Source organism: Micromonospora sp. NPDC049366 (genome assembly GCF_044466625.1).
Classification (GTDB): Bacteria; Actinomycetota; Actinomycetes; order Mycobacteriales; family Micromonosporaceae; genus Micromonospora.
In genome coordinates, this window is record NZ_JBITMV010000028.1 from 1 (window position 1) to 15,544 (window position 15,544).

The window sequence follows — 15,544 nt, forward strand, 5'->3', positions numbered from 1 at the left end:
CCGCGCGTACTCGACCTCGGTCAGTTCAAACCGCCCACTCACGACAGACGTGGATAGCCGAATCTGCACCCAAGATCCAGGAGACACGCCCTAGTGCAACCAAGATCGCGTCAGGTGCCCGCCGCGCACGGTTGAGCAGCGCGAGGCTCGAGAGGCATGACGTTACCGGCCCCCTCCCGCTGAGTTTGTCGTCGCGCTCAGCGGACGATCCGCACGACCCGCTCGGCGCGGACTTCGTCACAGTTGGCACCGGGGCAGGCGTAGACCATCGCCAGCAGCAAGGCATCGCCGGTGCAGAACCAGACGCGACACTGCGGGATGACTGAGCTCATCGTCGGCCGCCATCAATGGACCGGTCAAACACCCCGGAGCACCGCTGGCTGCAAGCAACCCCCCCCTGCCCGGCACCGCCTCTGACGGACATCCGTCAATCTTTGTGCGAGCGGCGCCTGCCGAATCGTCTCCCGAATCCGTAGATTCAAGCGCACACGTTCTCCCGGACCGGCATTGCCGGTCGGGGGTCGCACATCCACATGCCGGCACCGCTGAGCATGAGCACAGGGCCCACGCTCACGAAGCGGTCGTGCGGGCTCCGCCCGCGCCGATCCGCTGCCGGGGCGAGGGAGCGGAGCGCGGATGACAGACGACGTCGACAGGCTCATCCACCACCTGTGTGTCGACCCGGCGACCGCCCGCTACGGCCCGTACACGCTCCCACCGACCGGAGACACACTGCCGCGCGGTGTGGAACTGCTCCCCGATCGTCTGCTGCGGTACCGGCTCATCGATCGCCTCGGCAAGGCTGTGGACCTGCACGTCTACGTCGGTCTCGCGGAGGTCGGCGGTCAACTGTGGGAGCAGGAGGTGCGGGTCCTGCTGCGCCTCGGCGCCTCCGGGCAGGACGCCCTGCCGGAGGTGCTGGACGGCGGCTACGAGGAGCCGGAGGCCACCGCGAAGATCGGCTCCTCCGCGAAGGGTGTCGCACTGATCGCCGCCGCCGGTTCCGACCGCACCCTCGCCGATCCCGGCGCGGCCGCCTGGATGCGCACGAAACCCGCGCTCGCGCTCGCCCAGTTCCAGCGGCTCGCGGAGGCGCTCGCCGAACTGCACGATCTCGGTGTGCTGCACCGGAACCTGGTGCCCGAGTCGATCCACGCGGACGCCTCGACCGCGAGTCCGCGGACCTGGATCGCTCGTTTCGAGATGAGCGCGCTCATCGGCAACCTGTTGCGCCGGAGCGTGGACTCGACCACGCAGCGGAGCGAGTTGCGGACGCTGTTCCTGGGCCCCGGCGAGCCGGACATACGGACGCTCTCCTGCCAGCCCTTCGAGCGGCTCGCGTTCGTCTGCTCCGATGCGTCGACCGAGCCGCTGCGCGAGACTCCCACGTCGGACGTGTACAGCCTGGCCGCCGTGGTCTGGGACTGGTTCTGCGACGCCACGGTTCTGGACGCCGACCCGCTTCCCGACGACCTGATGGCACGCCACCGGGAGATCCATCGACGGATGATCGCCGCGCTGTCCGGAGACGAGGTCCCGAGCCGCCTGGCAGCGCTCCTGCGGGCGATGCTCAGCGAACGCCCCGCCGACCGGCCCACGGCCGCCGAGGTGTGCCGGCAACTGGCTGTCAACGTCGACACGATCATGTGGCACCTGTTGGGAGCCGAGCCGGAACGGCCCTATCTCGTCGTCGACATTCCGCGCGAGTGCATCCCCACGCTGGCCGGCTGGCAGTGGCTGGGCCACTCGACCGACACGCCCGAGGCGCGGGACGAACTCGCGGCGTGGATGCACCACGAGTTGTCCGACGCGAAACTCATGCGCTCGATCAACGGTGCGGTGCCGTTCGTGCGCACCGGGGGGATCGAGGAGCGCCGTCAGGCCCGGATTGTGCTCGTCGGCCGCTCGGCGCTGTGGTTCTGCCAGCACTACCAGCGCCGCGCCTGGGGGTCGTTCGGGCCACCGCTCGACAACGCTCTGATCATCAAATACGTGGCCGCGCGCGAGCACCCGTCCACCCGGCGCGTCTTCGAGGAACTGCGGCGCACCTCCGCCGCGGTGGACGTGCCGGCGATCGAGGTCGTGAACATGGATGTGGCGGACTCGGTGATGGACGCGCAACTGACCGGCCGCCCGTCGTGGGAGCCGCTGCTGGGCCGATTGGCGGACGGATCACCGGAGCAGGTCGCACACCACGAGTACGCGGCCGCCCTGGACTGGTTGCTCTCCTACCAGGGCGCGGAGTTGAACGCCCGCACCTACGCCTACGTACGGACCGACACCTCCCACAACAGGGTCGTCGTCGAATGGGAACCGGACCGCGAGCGGAGGTACGTGAACTCCGACGCCCTCCTGACCAAGTTCGTCGACTCTCCCTGGCTGCGGCCGGCTATGGGCGACTTCTTCCTCGGCATCGAGGACGACGACCCGGCGTCCGCCGCGGTCGAGATCGTGCCCGACCGCGGCGGACGCCCCGATCCCACGCCGATCCGGTCGGTCTGGACGGTGGTCCCGGAGCGGCTGGGGGACGACCGGATCGTCCTGCACCGGTCGGAGGGGACGGACCGGATACCGGAGCGCGGGTGGATCAGGCCCCGCTCCGATCGGGGCCAGCGGGCTGCGCTGGCCCGCCAGGTGGCGGCTCGTGTGGACCTGACGCGCACCCGTGGGTTGCTCAGCCAGTTGCGCAGTCCGCGGTCGGTACGCCTACGCCAGCGGCGGTGGGCGCACGCCGGGGACCGGTTGCAGGGCGAGCTCAGTCGCGCGGTCGTTCGCGACCTGCTGACCCACCGGCCGTTCTACGCCGTCCAGGGGCCACCCGGCACGGGGAAGACGACGGTGGTCAGTGAAGCCGTCGCCAGCTACCTGGTTGAGGAGCCCGCGGCTCGGGTGCTGATCTCGGCGCAGTCAGGTCACGCGCTCGACAACCTCGCCCAGCGCATTCTGCACCGCGTCGGCGAACTCGGCGCCGACGGCACACCGACCGACCGGATGGACCTCACCGCGTTGCGTGTCATGTCCCGCAGCGGCTCGCTGCCGCATGAGGACATCATGCCGTGGACTCGGAACGTGCTCGCGGTGCGCTCGGCGGAACGGACCCGCCGGCGGGTGGACGAGGTGCTGGCCGGTGACGTACGCGACGACTTGCGGGACGCGCTGCTGAGGTGGCGCGGTCTGCTCGACCCCGGCACGGGCGAGAACGTCCTGCCGGAGCTGGGCGACCGGCTCGAACGCTCCGCCAACCTGGTCTTCGCCACGTGTGTGACCGCGACTCCGCAGACCGTCACCCCGGGAGGCACCCGCAGCCGGTTCGACTGGGTGATCGTCGAAGAGGCTGCCAAGGCGTGGCCGACGGAACTGGCCATGCCGCTGACCTGCGGCACCTCCTGGACCCTGGTCGGCGACCACCGGCAGCTCGGCGCTCACCGCCGCGCCGACTTCGAGCGCTTCATCGACAGCTGCGTCGGAGATCCCGCCCCGGAACTGGCGATGCTGGCCGAACAGCGGGAGGTCTACCTCGGCGCGTTCGACACGCTCCGCCAGCTGTTCGACCGGCTGCCCGAGACGGAGAGCGAGCGCAGGCGATTGCCGCTGCGGCAGCTCACCACCCAGTTCCGGATGCGCGAGCCGATCGCCCAGGTGGTGAGCCGCGTGTTCTATCCGGTGTCGGAACAGGTGAACGCGGACGGGTTGCCTCCCGGCCTGCTGCACACCGGCACCGACATCCCGGCGGCACCGATCCGCTCCCCCGGCACGCTGCGCGGGCAGTCACTGGTGTGGCTGGACACCCGCGACGTCCCCGACTGCAGCGACGAGCCGCGCTGGGTCAACCGGGGTGAGGCCCGGCTGTTGGCCGCCCTCGTCGACCGCATCACTCCCCGACCACAGCCGCGTCAGCACGGCTACAGCTCCGAGCCGTTGGCGGTGCTGACCCCGTACCGCGCACAGGCGCGGCTGCTGCAGCAGCATGACGCGCTACGTCCGTACATCTCGACGATCCACGCCTTTCAGGGGCGCGAGGCCGACGTCGTGCTCGTGTCGCTGGTGCGCGACCGTCGTCACGGGCCGGCCGGTGTGGCGTGGAGCAGCCTCGGGCACCTCGCCCAACCGAACCTCATCAACGTCATGTTGTCCCGCGCCCGGCGTCTCCTCGTGATCGTCGGAAACTTCCAGCATTTCCGGGACAGCGACGGCGACGTCGGTGCCGACATCGCAGGGACGGGGGACGGACCGTTCTGGGGTCGGCTCTGTTCGGCGATTGAGCACTACGGCGTGGTCCTGCCTGCCGCGGAGGTGATCGAGGAATGACCACCACGGTGTTGCATCTCCCCTGCGAGACCGGCCAGGTCCGGGTCAAGCTAGGCTTCGGGGACAGTCTCTCACCGCTCGAAGAAACCGCGTTGCGCATCATCGGGGCGGCCGGCGATCCGAGCGACGGCACGTCCCGGCCGGTCGACGTACGCGTCCTCGCTAGCCTGATGGGGTTGGGCCATCGGGTGGTCCTCGACCTGGTCCACGATCTTTGGCGGGCGGGTCACCTGGTCGTGGACTTCGCCACGGGAGCGATCGACCTCAGCCCCGAGGTGGCCGAGCTGTGGCGCACGGGACGGCTCGCCGAGCTCTCCGGCGTGGACGCCGAGGAGCGCGCGGTCGAGTTGATGATCGAGCCGTTGACCGGCCACGTGAGTCCGGCCCACGGCCGGCGATCTCCGGAGGAGCAGCACGCGGCCGTACGGGTGCCGTCGGCGTCCGCGCTGCCGCTGGCCGACGCGGCGCAGGCCGACCTGCATGCCGCCGTGCGGGACTGGCTGTGGCAGCAGGAGCGGTTCGAGCAGTCGGCGACGGAGGAATCGACGACGGATCTCGCCACGGTCAGCACCTGGTCACGGCCGCGGCGGATCCTGTCCATCCGCACCCCGACCGGCGACCAACGTGCCAACGGCGCGCAGCGGTGGATGCGCGTTCAGGTCCGGTGCGAGGTCAGCGAGGCCACCGAGCGGCTCATCGTCAAGGTCGTCGACACCGGGTTCCCGGCGGATCGCCGGGAACGGGCATCGGAGGCGTTGACCCGTCTCGTGGAGGAGAACCCGCGAAGCCAGTGGGCGATACGCCTGCGGGACGCGGCCGAGCAACGGCTTCCGGAGCCACCGGGTGTCGAGGAGCTGATCGATCGGCTGGCCGGCGACGCGGCCCGGTGCGCGAGCACCGTGGCCGGCCAGCGCGGCAACGAGCATCTCAATCTCGCCGCCGAGGCCCGTCGGATCGAGGCGATGCTGGCCGCGCGAATCGCCCGCGAGGTGGACATCGACGTGGTGAGCGGCCCGGACGACCACGACGACCTGGTGCGCCGGATGATCGACAATGCCCAGCGCCAACTCGTGATCGTCTGCCCGTTCGTCACATACTCGGCGCTGTCGCCGCTGATTCCGGCCCTGCGCCGGGCGATCGGCCGGGGCGTACAGGTCGTGGTGGTGTGGGGCGTCGGACACCGGTACCGGCTGCCCGAGGACGTGGAGAACGCACTCAACAGCCTGGTGCGGCTGTCCCGTGCGACGCCTCTGCTGCGACCGCAGGTGCCGGCTCGGACCCACGCCAAGGTGGTCGTTCGCGATGACCGCGAGGCCCTGGTCACCTCGCGCAACCTGCTCTCCGCCAGTCCTCAGCGTCACGACATCGGCGTGCTGGTGCGGGTGCCTGACGATGGCCGCGACGAGGCCATTCGCGATCTGCTCGCGTGGGTCCGCACCAACGTGCCGGGGCCGATCAGTCGCAGTATCCTGCACCACACCCACGACTTCGACCGGACGGCCCCGGTGGTTCCGCCCACCGTCGAGGCGCTCCCGACGCCACCGCCGGACGACGGCGCACATCCCGAGTCCGTTCAGGCCTGGGCCCACGCCTGGCAGGCGCACGCCGACTGGCTCCGCGGGCGGCTGACCGAACGGAGCAGACCCGCGGTCCGGCTGGTCGAGGACGGCACCCACCGGGAGCTGCTCTGGCACGCTCTGCGGAACGCGCGCCGCCGGTTGGTGGTCACGTCGGGACGACTGAGCGACGAGATCGTCGACAGTCGAATGGTGGAGGCCATCCGGCGGCTGCTCGACGCCGGCGTCGCGGTGACCGTTGGCTACGACCCGAAGGGCAGGACGGATCGTTTCGTCGACGCGTACGAGGCGCTGTCCACTCTCGGCACGACACACCCGCAGCGCTTCCGGCTACACGTCGACAGCGGCCACGCCAAGGTCCTCGTGTGGGACGACGAGGTGGTCGTGGGCAGCTACAACTACCTGTCCCAGGGCGGGTACGGGACCTACGGGGGTCGGCACACGCTCAGCACCGAGCTCAGCGTCCGGTTCTCGGACGCGGCGCTGGCCGACCGCCTCGCCGGGCAGTGCGGCGAACCCGACCACGTCACTCGGCAGGTGTCCAGGGCGTCCCAACCACCCGCCGTACCCGCCGCACCGCGGTACGACCGTGCGGTGTCGGAGGCCGTCCGGACGCTGGTGGACCGCGTCCGCGCCGGGACACCCGCCGCCGACGAGGTCCGGGCGGTGCTGGACGGCGGCGAGGCGGATCCCTGGCAGGTCGTCGACGCGCTGATCGAGGTCGGGGCGGGCGGCCTCGCCCAGGTGGCGGCGGCGTACTGCCTGACGGAACGCGTTGGGGACACCGACGCGACCGTCGTCCGCCGCTGCCGCCGGCACCTCGTCGGCGGCCTGTGGCGTGACGGCCGGTACATGGAGGCGGCTCTGGTGGGCGGGGCGGATGCCCACGGGGACCTTGAGCCTCGGCCGCCACTCATGCTGGCGGCGGCCGCCCGCGGCCTGCCCGGGGCTGGCGCCGCGCTGTTCACGGCCACCGTCGGCGAGAACACCGACGCGGAGAACGAAGCATTATTGATCATCGCGGTCGGTGAGCTGCTCACCAACCCGGACGACTCGACGACCCTCGCGGCCGGGGAACTCGCGACGCGGGTGGCCGGCCCGTGGGCGGAACTGGCCCGCCTGGCGACCGAGCTCGTCGACCGGACAGTCGGGGCGTCCGTCTCCGCTCTCATGGCCTCGGTGACGTGGGCGCGGCAGCGGGACACCCGGATCGCGGCGGCGTGGGAGCAGACCGAGCGCAAGCTGGCCGAGGCGCAGCCGGAACCATCGCGCATCGAGGGTGCGCTCAAGACGCACTCGGCGCTGTTCAAGGCCACTGGGCCGTTCGGACGGATCGGCGACATGGTCCGGCGCCGGGACACGTCGGCCCTGAGCCGGTTTCTCGACGCCGAGTTCCCGCCGCGGGGCATGGTCGAGGAGACCGTCGGCCGGCTGCTCGACCGCACCTGGCAGACGGTGGCGCCCCGCTCGAAACTCTTCGTCGGCAGACCCCGCGCGATGTACCTCCGCAGGCTCGCGGAGGTCATCTCGGCGGCGCGCCACCTGTTGGAGATCGTCGCCGAGGACGCGACGCCGCCGGAGCACCACGCCGACCTGCTGGCCGCCGCCGAAGAGTTCGCCGACGGGTACGGGCGACTGCGCCCGGACCTCCTCGACACCGGGCCGCTGGCGGCTTCGCTCGCCGCGACTCTGCGCGACGAGCTGGACCACCTCGTCGCCGGTGATCGGCCGGCGCCGCGCGCCGAGGTCACCGACGAAATCACCGACGATCTCGTCGGCCTGCTGCGGATCTGGCCCGGGCGGTGGACCTACCCCCACCTCGCGGCGAGGGTGCACCGCTCGGCCACCGGCCTCACTACGCCGGAGGCGGCCCGCCTCATCCTCACCGATCTGGATCTCGTGCAGCCGGACCCGCAGGAGGCGGCGAAACGGCTCGTCGCGGCCGGCGAGTTCGCCGCCGCGGACGACCTGCGTCGGGCGCACGTCCTGGCCGCAGCGGTCGCCGAGCGGATGCTCGTGGAGTTGGACGTCGCGCGGACAGCGGCCGTCTCCCGCATCGGCTACGAGGTGAACGCGCTGCGCCGACGGGCCCGTCGCGCCGGGGTCACGATCGATCGTCCCGAGATCATCGAAGCGGCCACGGACCGCCAGACCGACGCCAGGGAGCTGCTCGCCCTGATGGAGACCGAGGTAGGCAACGCCGAGGTGGCATGCGCCATGGCCCTGCGCGACGCGCTCGACGAGCGGACGTCCGTGCTGCGCCGCACCTCGGACGACGCCGACCCTCGGACGATCGACGCCTGGGCGGCGAACGTCCGGGAGTGCATCGACGCGCGGGAGTTCGATGTGGCGCGCCGGTTGCTGGACGACGACGAGCCGGTCGAGCTGCCGTCGCCGGGTCCGCGTGCCGTCCCAGCGCTGGCCGACGTCTGGCCGTTCGGGCAGTCGTCGCGGGAGGTGGAACTCTCGTGGTACTTCGACGGGCACCTGGATGCCCCGCTGACCTTCCCATCCTGGCGTCCGCCCACGGCGGACAGCGCCGCCTGGGCGCTCCTCGCCGCGCTCCGCGACCTGGCTGAGCCGCCCACGCGGCGGCAGGCGGCGGGCGTACGCACGGCGCTGCAGCGACTCGTCGGCGGGGAACACGGCGACTACCCCGTCCAGCAGATCGGTAACGGCCACCTGACCCGGATCTGGCTACCTGACTACGGCATGCTGCCGGCACTGCCCATCCTCGGCCGCAACGGGATGGTGGTCTGGATCGCCGGCGCGGATGAGCCACCACCGGTGGACGGTCCGCTGCTGTGGCTCGTGCCCGGCTTCGACGGTCCACGCCAGCCCGGACCCAGCGTCGCCGTCGTTGACCTGGCGTTCCTGCTCCGGCTCGCGGCACCCGTACCGGAGCTCCCGGCGCCGACGACCACCCGCTTCGTCGGCCTGCTACGCCGGATCGGGACCCAGCTCGGGCCCACGCCGCTGCTGGCCGGCGCGTACGGCCCCGTCGCCGAAGCACAGGTCCTCTGGCTGCTGCACCTGCTCGGTCAGCCCGTCGACGGGGTCACCGTCGAGGCGGTGCACCACGACTGCGGCGGCCGGCTGGAGGTGCTCGGCCCTCTGCTGGACGCCCTGTTCACCGATCCCGCCCGGTCGGAGAGGCTCGACGTCGCCGCGCTCAACCGGGTGCGCAACGACGACAGGTGGCGCGAAATCGCCACGGACCGCCTGCTCCAGCCCTTGACCGATGACCTGCCGGCGCTCTTGGCGCTGCGGATCGCCGCGGCGTTCTGCGGCCCGGTGTTCGACGAGGAGGATCTACGCGAGGGCATCGCGGCGGTGGGGGCTGAGGCGCACGCCCAGCTCGTCATCGCCCACACCGACCTCGCGCTGGCGCTGCGCAAGTTGCTGCACGCCGGCCTGCTCGTCGCCGTGCCGAACGGGGCGTACCGGCTGCCGGCGAACGGAATACACGACCTGCTGACGACGAAACGCCCCGGGCACAACCCGGACGACCTGGCGAGGACCGCGGTGGAGGTCACCTACCAGGCTCTGATGGATGCGATGGCGGTGCGCCGGGCGGCCATCAGCGAGCGGGTGGTGCAGCTCATCGGCCACCACGTCGCGGGCCGCCAAGCCGCCGCGCGCAGCGCTCTGGACGACGGCAACGTGGAGCGTGCGGCCGCCGTTCTCGACGCCCAGCGGTCGATCCTCGAGATGTACCGGGCGGCCACCGAACCCAACCAGACCTTCGGCCTCGTCGAGTTGCTGCGGGAGACGGCCAGAGACATCTACCACACCAACCCGGACGTCAAGTGCGAGGTCGACGGCGACGACGAGCTACGGGTCACGGCCAACCGGTGGCTGACCGGACAGGCCTTCCACAACCTGTTCGACAACAGCCGGCGCGCCTGTGAGGCGACCGGGCGTGGTTTCGGGCAGCTGAGGGTCAGGGTCACGACCGTCGCGTCCGTGGACGCCGTGCCCACCTGCCGGATCGACATCGAGGATGACGGCATCGGCATCTCGCCTGACGTACGGGCCCGACTCCACACGGGGGTACGCAGCTCGGCCTGGGGCGGCCGAGGCATCGGGATGCGCACGGCCACGGAGTGGATCGCCGACTTCGGCGGCACCCTGCAGCTGATGGACGGGACGGGTTCGCTGGGCGGCACCCACGTCAGAGTCGTGCTGCCGCTCGCCGTCGACGCACCCGACGTGTCAGCAGGTGATTCCTGATCAGTTCCGCACCCGCCAACGCCGGCAGAACTCGTCGACCTTGCTAGCCGCATCCTCGATCGGCTCCACGCGGATCGCCCGGATCACGTCGCCGTACGCCACACGGCAGTCCTGCATCTGCAGCGCGCCGACGCTACCGGGCGCCACGCTGGCGTTGGCCCGTTCCACCGTCCGGAAAGCGTGCTCCAGCCAGGTCTCCAGCCGGTGCCGCCGATCGTCCTCGGCGTCGGAGACGAGAAACCGCACCGCCCGCTGCAGCGGCTCCCACCAGTCCCGCTGTTGCTTGTCGACGATGTCGACCAGCCGGAACTCCTTGCGATGCGCGGCGCTGCCGTACGCGCTGCGGTCCGGGGCGTTCGCGGTCACCAGGGCGGCTGGGATCTCGGTCTCCTTGCACAGGTAACTCACGATGTCCTGGCCGCGCTTATCGTCCCGGTCGGGGGTGAGGTGCAGGTCCACGAGGGCACCGTCGATGCCGTCCAGCCCGCGATCACGGAGGGCCTGCCACTCCTCGATGCTCTGAATCCGCACGCACCGGTAGGTCGGCTCCAGCCGGCCGCAGATCTCCTCCAGCATGTCCGGGTCGTCCTCCACGACCAGCAGTCGCTTACGCCTACGGGGCCCGTGGCGGCGGATCCGGTCGACGGACCGGTCGTCGGGGAAGATCGCCGTGAAGCGGTCGAGGTCGGCGAGGTGGTCCTGGGCGACGTCGTCCAAGCCGGCGATCCGCTCGATCAGCTTCCGCCGGGCGTCACCAACGGCGCTGCCCAGCAGCAGGTCGAGTATCCGGGGCGACGGAGGCTGACGCCACATCCGGGTGAGCTCATCGATGTCCGCTCCGGCCTGGACCCCGGCAACGAAGTCCCAGGCGTCCACCCGGCAGCTCCCGGGGGTCAGCCGGTACCTGCCGCTGTTGCGCGGGCCGGTCTCGACGGGCACCCCGTACTCGCGCAACTTGCGCATGCGCTGGTGCACCGCGCTCTCGGTGAGCTGGTCCCGGCCCGACGGCGGCCGCCACGTCCGGACGGCCTGTCGGGTGTAGACCCAGCCCTCTCCCCTCGCGCTCACCAGTGCCAGCAACGCCTCGGCCGGCTTGCCATCCTGGATCGCTGTCTCCGCGCGACCTTGGCGTAGCACGACCGGCCCCAGCACCAGGATCTCCAGCTGCTCGCCCAGACCGGAACTCACACCGCCACCCTAACCGTCGAGCACCATCCGACGCCTTGGGTGAAACCGGCCTGCGTCGTCGCTGAAATCCGCCGGCGAGGACGGGGAGAAGCTCAGCTCGATCTCAGCGATGGAACCTGCCCGTTTCAGCCCGGCGAACCGACCCTCGTCGTATCTCGGAACCACCGGGGCTCCGAGATACGACCAGAGGAGCAGGACATGTTCAACCGACTCACCCGGGACCGCGGCCCCGTCTCCGGCAACGTCTTCGTGGTCATGCCGTTCGGCAAGCGGGAGTTCCGCAACGACCAGGGCGACGTGGTGCACTACGACTTCGACGAGCACTACCACGAGGTCCTCGTGCCGGTCATCGAGGCCGCCGGTCTCAACCCGGTACGGACCGACTCGCTGTACGACGGCGGCGACACGGTCCTCGACAACGTCTGGGCCCGGCTCCAGGAGGGACAGATCGTCATCGTCGACCTCACCGGGTCGAGCCGCAACGTGATGATCGAGTTCGCCTGGGCGTACCTGCTCAACAAGCCGATCATCCCGCTGACCCAGTGCGCGGGCGACGTGCCGTCCGACCTGCCGGGGCTGCGCTACATCTCGTACAGCCAGGGCTGGAAGGACATGGAGCGGATGAAGGGCGAGCTGCGCAACCGGCTGGACATCCTCCGCGAGGAGGCCCACGCCGAACTGCGGCTGGTGCCGATGGCGACGAGCACCATCCGGCCCGTGCCGGCGCGGGTGGTCAACGTCAGCCGCGAGCACGTGGTGGTCGAGGCCGAGAAGGGCCAGTACGGGGTCCTCGGCCCGGCCGACGTCGACCTGACCCGCATCGTCAGCGACATGGCGCAGCGGTTCTCCCCCAACGAGGTGCTCGACGGCGCCTTCGAGACCAGCGACGGCCACACCCGGTACACGCTGGTCGCCGGGCAGAGCAACCCGTGGCCCCAGCTGGTGTCGGACTTCCCGTCCGCGCACGTCTTCACCGGAAAGGTGGTCAACGTCGTCGCCGGCGTCGGCGCCTTCGTCCACGTGGCCCACGGGGTCAACGGCCTGATCCCGGCGGCGGCGCTCAAGGGCGTCCGGCTCACCGTGGGCACGACGGTCACCGTCGGCGTGGTGAAGGTCGACCCTCGCCAGCGGCGGATCCACCTCGCCCTGGTCGACGCCGACGAGAGGCGGGTCACCGTCCTGCGGAGCGAGGCGGCCGTGCCGCACAAGCGTGGCGAGCGATGCGACGCCGAGGTGGTCAAGGTGGTGCCGGAGCAGGGCCGCTCCGGCGGGTACGCGCTGGTCAAGCTGCCCGACTCCGGGCGTACCGCCATGCTGCACTGCACCGACATGAGCCCGGAGGTGCGCGCGGACCTCAACCGCGGCCAGCTCGAGCGGGGCGAGCTGCTGACGGTGGAGGTGATCGACGTCAACGAGCAGGGCCGCATCCGGGTCCGCGACCTGGAGGGCGAGACCGAGGCCCCGGCGGAGCTGGCCGCCTGAGCGCCGGTGGGGCGGCCTACGGGCCGCCCCACCGGCCCATCGAGGGATGAGGTGAATCCGATGACCGACAACACCCCCTACGCGCTCGCCGTGGCGGACGCTTCCTACGAGTGGTACCTCGTCGCGGCGAAACGGTCCCGACGGGCGTACCGGCGCTGCGAGGGCATCACCATCGCGCTGTCCACGGCCATCCCGATCGTCGCGGCCTTCCTGCCCGGCGCGACCCTGCTCACCGCCGCGCTCGGGTCGTGCCTGATGATCATCGCCGGACTCCGGGCGATGTTCCACTGGCAGGAGAACTACCTGCGCTTCAGCCATGCGCGGGAGTCCGTGGAGGGCGTCCGGCGGCTGTACCGGGTCGGCGCCGCGCCGTACGACGACCCGGCCACGCGCGACCAGCGGCTCGTCGTGGCCGTCACGCAGATCGAGCGCGACGAGATGCGTCGGTGGACGAAACTCACGGAGGAGCGGGTGGCGCGGTGACGTGATCCCCACCGCACCGGTGGTGGCCCGAGTTCAACTCGGGCCACCATCGTGTCCGGTTTGGTGCGGCGCGGGGGCGATCCGCACCGAGTCATCGGCCTGGCCACGCCGTGAACGCTGATCCAGAGGAAGGCCGGGACCGTCCCCGCTCCCGCTTCCTTACGGGCGTACGCGGATGACCGTCTTCCCCGTGGTCCGCTCGGTCGGGTTGAGAGCGGCGACGGCGTCGTCGAGGTCCGCGACGGTGCCGATGTTCGTCCGCAGTCGCCCGTCCCGTACCCGCTGAACGATTTCAGCCAGTTGGGCGCGATCGGGCGTCACGACGAAGTCGATAGCCAGGCCCTCCGCGGGGCGCGCCTCCGGCGGTCCGACGACGGACACCAGGGTTCCGCCGGCCCGGATCATGCTGGCGGACCGCTTCCCGATGGCCCCGCCGATGACGTCGAAGACCAGGTCGACTCCACCGACAGCTTCGAGGGTGTCGTTCTGGAGGTCGACGAACTCCTGCGCACCGAAGTCGAGCGCTTTCTGCCGGTCGGCAGCGCGCCCGGTGCCGATGACATATCCGCCGAACTCACGCGCGAGCTGCGTCACCATCGACCCGACTGCGCCGGCCGCGCCGTGCACGAGGACGCTCTGCCCCGTCTGAAGGCGGCCGTGCTCGAACAGTCCCTGCCAGGCGGTCAGCCCGGAGATCGGCAGGCTTGCGCCCACGGTGAAATCGACGTCGCCGGGCAGCGGCGCGAGATCGCGCGCCTCGACGGCCACGTACTCCGCGAGGGTTCCGTCGCGGGTCCAGTCCGTGAGGCCGAACACCCGCTGTCCCACCGACAGCCCTGTCGTGCCATACCCGAGCGCGCTGACCACTCCGGCCAGCTCGTGTCCGGGAATCGACGGCGTCCGGTCCCGGCCGAGGCGATCGGCCCAGGTCGAGGGCCACGACATCTCAGTCGGGACGAAACCCGACGCGTCAACCTGAACGACGACATCGTTGATCGCCGGTTCCGGCTCAGGCCGCTCGACCAGCGTCATTCCGGCCGTTCCCGCGGCCTCGTCCGTCACCACGATCGCCTTCATGCGGAACCTCCCTGTATCCAGCCCTCGTCTGCACTTGCCACGAGGAACAATCTGCGTTTTCCCCCGCATCAGCGGCGCCAGGCCCCGCCGCCTTGCAGGTGATCGCTGGCGGTTGGGGCGCGCGGACGCCACCGGCAGTGGCGGGACGTCGGTCGAACCGCAGCTCCGGAGGGCGAATCGGACCGCCCATCGCTACCGGGTCACCAGTCGGACATCCCGACGCTAGCCAGGGCTAGATTGGTCTGTCAAGTCCAGTCTGAGTGCAGCGTGTTACTGCGCTAGACGCAGAAGCAGCAGCTCAAGCGGCATACCAGCAGTCACCCCAACCTTGATCCGCTCACATTTACAGACCATATAGTCCAAGGAAGGCAGGGCGGCGGGAATACACCGCCGGCCCGATGGTTGTCGGTGTGTGCGGGTCCGAGCCCGGATCAGCGGAACCGGGACGTCGCTTCGCGGCTCGACGCGGAGCAGCACCTGACCCCCTGGCCGGGGAAAACCACCGCGGCCACGCAGAGCACGGTAGGTACCGCACCTTGCTCACGAGTAACACCAACACCGGCACCGACGACATGCAGGGAGACGACATGACCACCGAGAAGGCGATCCTCGCCGGCGGCTGTTTCTGGGGCATGGAGGAGTTGTTCCGTCGCCAGCCCGGCGTCGTGTCCACGCGCGTCGGCTACAGCGGCGGCGACGTCCCGAACGCCACCTACCGGAACCACGGCAGCCACGCGGAGTCCATCGAGGTCATCTACGACACCGAGAAGACCGACTTCCGCGCGCTGCTCGAATTCTTCTTCCAGATCCACGACCCGTCGACCAAGAACCGCCAGGGCAACGACATCGGCACCAGCTACCGCTCGGCGATCTTCTACACCAGCGACGAGCAGAAGCGGGTCGCCGAGGACACGATCGCCGACGTCGACGCCTCAGGCCTCTGGCCCGGCAAGGTCGTCACCGAGGTCACCGCGGCAGGCGACTTCTGGGAGGCCGAGCCCGAGCACCAGAACTACCTGCAGAACTACCCCGACGGTTACACCTGCCACTTCCCCCGCCCCGGGTGGAAGCTGCCGAAGCGGGCGACGGCCTGACACCTGCGGCGCGGGGGCCCCCCCGGGGCCCGCCCCCCCCCCCGGGGGGGGGGGGGGGGCCCCCCCGGCGCAAAAGACCCCCAAGGGGGGGGGGGGGGGGCA

Annotated in this window: 8 protein-coding genes; 5 read left to right on the forward strand and 3 right to left on the reverse strand. The window is 70.8% G+C overall.

Annotation, left to right across the window (positions count from 1 at the left end; genetic code table 11):
* Positions 1–197: 197 nt before the first annotated feature.
* Positions 198–332: a hypothetical protein gene (locus ACIBTV_RS29385; RefSeq protein WP_396710103.1), complete on the reverse strand. Its 135-nt coding sequence runs from the start codon at positions 330–332 to the stop codon at positions 198–200.
* A gap of 304 nt (positions 333–636) precedes the next feature.
* Between ACIBTV_RS29385 and ACIBTV_RS29390 the strand changes: the two genes are divergently transcribed.
* A complete protein-coding gene (locus ACIBTV_RS29390) occupies positions 637–4,308 on the forward strand; it encodes an AAA domain-containing protein (RefSeq protein ID WP_396710105.1) in 3,672 nt (1,223 codons plus the stop codon).
* Positions 4,305–10,118: an ATP-binding protein gene (locus tag ACIBTV_RS29395; RefSeq protein WP_396710107.1), complete on the forward strand. Its 5,814-nt coding sequence runs from the start codon at positions 4,305–4,307 to the stop codon at positions 10,116–10,118. The genes ACIBTV_RS29390 and ACIBTV_RS29395 overlap by 4 nt, the downstream gene beginning before the upstream one ends.
* On the opposite strand, the gene ACIBTV_RS29400 is transcribed toward ACIBTV_RS29395, so the two are convergent.
* Positions 10,119–11,306, reverse strand: a complete 1,188-nt coding sequence (locus tag ACIBTV_RS29400; protein ID WP_396710108.1) for a hypothetical protein — start codon at positions 11,304–11,306, stop codon at positions 10,119–10,121. It lies immediately after the preceding gene.
* A 198-nt stretch (positions 11,307–11,504) separates the two neighbouring features.
* Here ACIBTV_RS29400 and ACIBTV_RS29405 point away from each other — a divergent pair, with 198 nt between their 5' ends.
* On the forward strand, positions 11,505–12,788 hold the full coding sequence (locus ACIBTV_RS29405) for a S1 RNA-binding domain-containing protein (protein WP_396710110.1): 1,284 nt from the start codon (positions 11,505–11,507) through the stop codon (positions 12,786–12,788).
* 60 nt (positions 12,789–12,848) lie between these two features.
* Complete coding sequence (locus ACIBTV_RS29410) at positions 12,849–13,271, forward strand: DUF4231 domain-containing protein (protein ID WP_396710112.1); 423 nt, start codon at positions 12,849–12,851, stop codon at positions 13,269–13,271.
* A 159-nt stretch (positions 13,272–13,430) separates the two neighbouring features.
* Here ACIBTV_RS29410 and ACIBTV_RS29415 read toward each other — a convergent pair whose 3' ends face one another.
* Entirely contained in the window at positions 13,431–14,348 is a 918-nt protein-coding gene (locus ACIBTV_RS29415) for an NADP-dependent oxidoreductase (RefSeq protein WP_396710114.1), read from the reverse strand.
* A 587-nt stretch (positions 14,349–14,935) separates the two neighbouring features.
* Here ACIBTV_RS29415 and msrA point away from each other — a divergent pair.
* Positions 14,936–15,442, forward strand: a complete 507-nt coding sequence (gene msrA / locus ACIBTV_RS29420; protein WP_396710144.1) for a peptide-methionine (S)-S-oxide reductase MsrA — start codon at positions 14,936–14,938, stop codon at positions 15,440–15,442.
* The last annotated feature ends 102 nt before the right edge of the window (positions 15,443–15,544 follow it).

Excerpts from the sequence above, each read along its gene's own strand:
- ACIBTV_RS29410 (WP_396710112.1), top strand. The coding sequence starts at position 12,849 with ATGACCGACAACACCCCCTACGCGCTCGCCGTGGCGGACGCTTCCTAC.
- msrA (WP_396710144.1), top strand. The coding sequence starts at position 14,936 with ATGACCACCGAGAAGGCGATCCTCGCCGGCGGCTGTTTCTGGGGCATG.
- ACIBTV_RS29415 (WP_396710114.1), bottom strand. The coding sequence starts at position 14,348 with ATGAAGGCGATCGTGGTGACGGACGAGGCCGCGGGAACGGCCGGAATG.
- ACIBTV_RS29405 (WP_396710110.1), top strand. The coding sequence starts at position 11,505 with ATGTTCAACCGACTCACCCGGGACCGCGGCCCCGTCTCCGGCAACGTC.
- ACIBTV_RS29395 (WP_396710107.1), top strand. The coding sequence starts at position 4,305 with ATGACCACCACGGTGTTGCATCTCCCCTGCGAGACCGGCCAGGTCCGG.
- ACIBTV_RS29390 (WP_396710105.1), top strand. The coding sequence starts at position 637 with ATGACAGACGACGTCGACAGGCTCATCCACCACCTGTGTGTCGACCCG.
- ACIBTV_RS29385 (WP_396710103.1), bottom strand. The coding sequence starts at position 332 with ATGAGCTCAGTCATCCCGCAGTGTCGCGTCTGGTTCTGCACCGGCGAT.